Here is a 4673-nt window from a genome sequence, read left to right on the forward strand (position 1 = left end):
CCCACCACCCACCACCCACCACCCACCACCCGCCCACCACCATGCCCCTACCCACCAACCTCATCCTCAACACCGACAGCTACAAGGCCAGCCACTGGCTGCAGTACCCGCCGGGCACGGACGCCACGTTCTTCTACGTGGAGTCGCGCGGCGGCCTGTACGACCGCACGGTGTTCTTCGGCCTCCAGGCCATCCTCAAGGGTTGGCTGGCGCAGCCGGTGGGCCACGCCGACGTGGACGAGGCCCGCGACTTCTTCGCCGCCCACGGCGAGCCATTCAACGAGGCCGGCTGGCGCCACATCGTCGACACGCACGGGGGGCGCCTGCCGATGCGCATCCGCGCCGTGCCCGAGGGCAGCGTGGTGCCGACCCACCAGGCCCTCGTCACCATCGAGTCGACCGACCCCGAGGCGCCGTGGGTGCCCAGCTACGTCGAGACCCTGCTGCTGCGGCTGTGGTACCCGGTCACCGTCGCCACGCTGAGCTGGCAGGTGAAGCGTTGCATCGCCGCGTTCCTCGACAAGACCAGCGACGACCCGGCGGGGCAGCTGCCCTTCAAGCTGCACGACTTCGGCGCGCGCGGGGTGTCCAGCGCCGAATCCGCGGCCATCGGTGGCATGGCCCACCTCGTCAACTTCATGGGCACCGACACGGTGCAGGGTGTGCTCGCGGCGCGCACGTTCTACGGCGAGCCCATGGCGGGTTACTCCATCCCCGCCGCCGAGCACAGCACCATCACCAGCTGGGGGCGCGACCGCGAGGTGGAGGCTTACCGCAACATGCTCCGCCAGTTCGCGAAGCCGGGCTCGCTGGTCGCGGTGGTGTCCGATAGCTACGACATCTTCGCGGCCATCCGCGAGCATTTGGGCAAGACGCTACGCGACGAGGTCATCGCCTCGGGTGGCACGCTGGTGGTACGCCCCGATTCCGGCGACCCGGTGGAAGTGGTGCACCAGTGCGTCGCGCTGCTGGACGAGGCCTTTGGCAGCACGTTGAACGGCAAGGGCTACAAGGTCCTCAACCACGTGCGCGTCATCCAGGGCGATGGCGTGAACCCGCAGAGCATCCGCGCCATCCTCGAGCGCCTCACGGGGGCCGGTTACTCCGCCGATAACATCGCCTTTGGCATGGGTGGCGCGCTGCTGCAAAAGGTCGACCGCGATACGCAGAAGTTCGCGCTGAAGTGCTCCGCCGCACGCATCGACGGCCGCTGGGTCGATGTGTTCAAGGCGCCGGTGACCGACGCAGGCAAGTTCTCCCAACGCGGCCGCCTGACCCTCATCCGCCACCGCGAATACGGCACCTGGAAAACCGTGCCGATCCCCGAAGGCGTGGCCAGCGCGGCCGACATGGCGCTCGACCACGGCTGGGAGCACGCGATGGAAACGGTGTGGGAAAACGGCGAGCTGCGGGTGGACCAAACCTTCGCAGCTGTGCGCAAAAGGGCAGCACTCGCGTAGGAGCGCACCCTGTGCGCGACATCTTTCGCCCCGCCGCTGCAGGGCCTGTGGCGCCTTCGCGAGAAGCTGTCGCGCACGGGGTGCGCTCCTACAATGGGCTGGCCTACGGCTGGTTCAGGCTAGCGACGCCGCCGCGTAGGCCTTCACTTTCGCCAGCATGGCCACCAGGCCGTTCGAGCGGGTGGGCGAGAGGTGCTTCGCCAGGCCTATCTCCTGGATGTAGGCGGGCTCGGTATCCACGATCTCCTGCGCGGAGCGGCCGGAATACACACGCAGCAGCAGGGCGATGAGGCCGGAGACGATGGCCGAATCGCTGGTGGCCTGGAAATACATGCGCGAGGCATTGCCCGAGGGGATCATCCACACCATCGACTGGCAGCCGTGGATGCGGTGCTCCTCGTTCTTCTCCTCGTCCGGGAAAGCCGGCAGCTGCCGGCCCAGGTCGATGAGGTACTGGTAGCGCTCGGTCCAGTCGCCGAAAAAGCCGAATTCCTCGGCGATGGCGGCCTGGGCCTCGGCGGCGGTGGCTTCCTGGGGTTCGACGGGGGTGTTCATGCCTTCACGACGCTCCAGCGCGTGCCCTGCGCGCCGTCTTCAATGGCCACGCCCAGCGCCTTCAGCGCGTCGCGGATGGCGTCGGAACGGGCGAAGTCCTTCGCCGCGCGGGCCGCGCGGCGTTCCTCGAGCAGGGCTTCGACCATGGCGGCGTCGATGGCGTCGCCCGGGTTGCCCTGCTGGAACCAGGCCTCAGGATCCTGCTGGAGCAGGCCGAGCAGGGCGCCACCGCCGATGAGCGCGGCCTTGGCCGCGATGCGGTCGCCGCCCGTGGCGCGGCGCGCGGCATCGGCGAGCTGCGAGAGCTCGGCCAGGGCCTGCGGGGTGTTCAGGTCGTCGCACAGGGCGGCTTCCACCGCGGCGGGCACCACCGGCTCGCGGGTGGGGACATCGGCCAGGTCGCGCAGGGCGCCGTACCAGCCATCCAGGGTGCGCACCGACTGGGTGAGGGCAGCATCGGACCAGTCCAGCGGCTGGCGGTAGTGGCCGCGCAGCAGCATGAGGCGCAGGGCCTCGCCCGAGTGCTTCTTCAGCAGCTCGTGCAGCTGGAGCACGTTGCCCAGCGACTTCGACATCTTCCGGCCTTCGAAGGTCAGCATGCCGTTGTGCAGCCAGAACCGGGCGAACGGCTTGCCACCATGGGCGCAGACGCTCTGGGCGATCTCGTTCTCATGGTGCGGGAAGGTGAGGTCGACGCCACCGGCGTGGATGTCGATGGTGTCGCCCAGGTGGGCCTCGCTCATGGCCGAGCACTCGATGTGCCAGCCCGGGCGGCCGCGGCCCCAGGGGCTGTCCCAGCCGGGCAGGGTTTCGTCGGAGGGCTTCCACAGGACGAAATCGCCGGCATCCTTCTTGTACGGGGCCACCTCGACGCGGGCACCGGCGATGAGTTCGTCGGGGTCGCGGCCGGAGAGGGCGCCGTAGGCGGGGTAGGACGCCACGTGGAAGAGCACGTGGCCCTCGGCGTGGTAGGCGTGGCCCGAGGCGACCAGCCGCTGGATCATGGTGATGATCTCGGCGATATGCGCCGTGGCGTGCGGCTCCACGTCGGGCGGGGCCACGCCCAGCTTCGCGATGTCGTCGCGGTAGGCCTGGGCGTAACGGCCGGTGATCTCGGTGATGGGCACCCCGGCGGCGGCCGCGGCGGTGTTGATCTTGTCGTCGACGTCGGTGATGTTCCGCGCATACACCAGGTGCGGGAAATGGCGCCGCAGGAGGCTGGCCAGCACGTCGAAGACCACCGGTGGCCGGGCATTGCCGATGTGGATGTAGTTGTAGACGGTGGGCCCGCAGACGTACATGGTCACCCGGTTCGGATCGAGCGGGGCGAACGCCTCCGTGCGGCGCGTCAGGGTGTTGTAGAGCGAGATCGTCATCGGGTGTCCATGCGGGGCGGGCCGGCGGCCTGGGCCGGCCTGAAATAGTAGCAAGGCCCGGGCCCCGCCGCCCACGCGCGAGGGGGGATTCGGTTGACACGAAGCCGTTGTTTTCCTAACCAAAGACCTAAGCGTGGATTCAGCGTGAACTTGTTGAAATATCACCCACTAGGCGCGCTTCGTGCCTGGCTGGAGGTTTTCCTACATGTCTCGCCTGCTTATCCCCGCGCTGATCCTCGCGGTTTTCGCTTCCGGTGCCAACGCCCAGGACCGCTACGGGCCGCCCCCGCCGCAGGGCGGTGACGACAACACCCATTTCGGCTGGGCCGACGTCCTGCGCGTCGATCCGGTGTATGGCGTCGCGCGCGTGGAGACCCCGCGCCAGGAGTGCTACGACCAGCAGGTGGTCACCCGCCAGCAGGGCAGCGGCAGCGCGGCAGGCACCATCCTGGGCGCCGTCGTGGGTGGTGTCCTGGGCAACACCGTGGGCAAGGGCGATGGCCGCAAGGCCGCGACCGTGGCCGGCGCGGTGGCCGGCGGCGCCATCGGCAACAACGTCTCGCGCAGCGGCGACCGGGTCTACGAGGGCACGGAAACCCGCTGCCGCGACGTCAGCTCGGTCACCGAGCAGCGCCGCATTGCCGGGTACGACGTCGAGTACCGCTACCGCGGCGAGGTCTACGTCTCGCGCCTGAACTACGACCCGGGCGAGCGCCTGCGCGTCCGCGTGAGCGTCTCACCGGCCGACTGACCGGTTCCGGCAAGGCAAACCCAGGGGGCCGCGAGCAATCGCGGCCCTTTTTGATGTGTACCTGTCGGAACGGGCAAATGTGCCTCTGATAGCCAGCTTTACTGTGGGAGCTTGCTTGTCTGTGGGAGCTTGCTTGCAAGCGACGCTCTTTGATCGGTTCATCCGCTGTCGCGAATGCATGTCTTGAGCGGCGTTCGCCGCCGGGCGCGTGTGGCCTCGAGGCGAAGAGCCCTTGGTGCCCACCCTCGCGTCCAAGGCTGCGGCTACGCCGCCGTGTTTTCCATTCGCGCACGGGTGTGCGCTCCTACGGGCCTACGGCCGCTCACTTGTGCGGAACTCGCCTCGGGGGTGGCCCCAAGAACTCTTTGCGGCATGGAGGCGGGGTGGTGGTCGAGATACTCCTATGTGCGTGGACGACTCTGGGCCTCGCGCACGGGTGGCGGCCTGCAGGGTGCGCGTGCGCGGGGCGTTGGGTCCACTGCGAGGTGCCGGGCACCTGATGCCCCGCGCCGGGTGGTGGGTGGTGGGTGT

The 4673-nt window shown here is 68.8% G+C and carries 4 protein-coding genes; 2 read left to right on the plus strand and 2 right to left on the minus strand.

Features of this window, described 5'->3' with window-relative positions:
* Positions 1–41 precede the first annotated feature (41 nt).
* Entirely contained in the window at positions 42–1460 is a 1419-nt protein-coding gene (locus tag VI08_RS19680) for a nicotinate phosphoribosyltransferase (RefSeq protein WP_045831345.1), read from the plus strand.
* Between the two features lie 114 nt (positions 1461–1574).
* Here the strand turns inward: VI08_RS19680 and VI08_RS19685 are convergent, their stop codons facing one another.
* Both VI08_RS19685 and cysS read right to left on the minus strand, forming a co-directional pair.
* Positions 1575–2015: a SufE family protein gene (locus VI08_RS19685; RefSeq protein WP_045831342.1), complete on the minus strand. Its 441-nt coding sequence runs from the start codon at positions 2013–2015 to the stop codon at positions 1575–1577.
* Positions 2012–3391, minus strand: coding sequence for a cysteine--tRNA ligase (cysS, locus tag VI08_RS19690; RefSeq protein ID WP_045831343.1), 1380 nt, complete (start codon positions 3389–3391; stop codon positions 2012–2014). Before cysS ends, VI08_RS19685 begins: the two co-directional genes overlap by 4 nt.
* A 205-nt stretch (positions 3392–3596) precedes the next feature.
* Here cysS and VI08_RS19695 point away from each other — a divergent pair, with 205 nt between their 5' ends.
* Positions 3597–4142, plus strand: coding sequence for a glycine zipper 2TM domain-containing protein (locus tag VI08_RS19695; RefSeq protein ID WP_045831344.1), 546 nt, complete (start codon positions 3597–3599; stop codon positions 4140–4142).
* Positions 4143–4673 lie beyond the last annotated feature (531 nt).

The organism is Luteibacter yeojuensis, assembly GCF_000964085.1.
GTDB classification, from domain to species: domain Bacteria; phylum Pseudomonadota; class Gammaproteobacteria; order Xanthomonadales; family Rhodanobacteraceae; genus Luteibacter; species Luteibacter yeojuensis_A.

What these genes read in the sequence shown, in the direction of transcription:
- VI08_RS19695 (WP_045831344.1), top strand. Translation starts at nt 3,597, where the DNA reads ATGTCTCGCCTGCTTATCCCCGCGCTGATCCTCGCGGTTTTCGCTTCC.
- VI08_RS19685 (WP_045831342.1), bottom strand. Translation starts at nt 2,015, where the DNA reads ATGAACACCCCCGTCGAACCCCAGGAAGCCACCGCCGCCGAGGCCCAG.
- cysS (WP_045831343.1), bottom strand. Translation starts at nt 3,391, where the DNA reads ATGACGATCTCGCTCTACAACACCCTGACGCGCCGCACGGAGGCGTTC.
- VI08_RS19680 (WP_045831345.1), top strand. Translation starts at nt 42, where the DNA reads ATGCCCCTACCCACCAACCTCATCCTCAACACCGACAGCTACAAGGCC.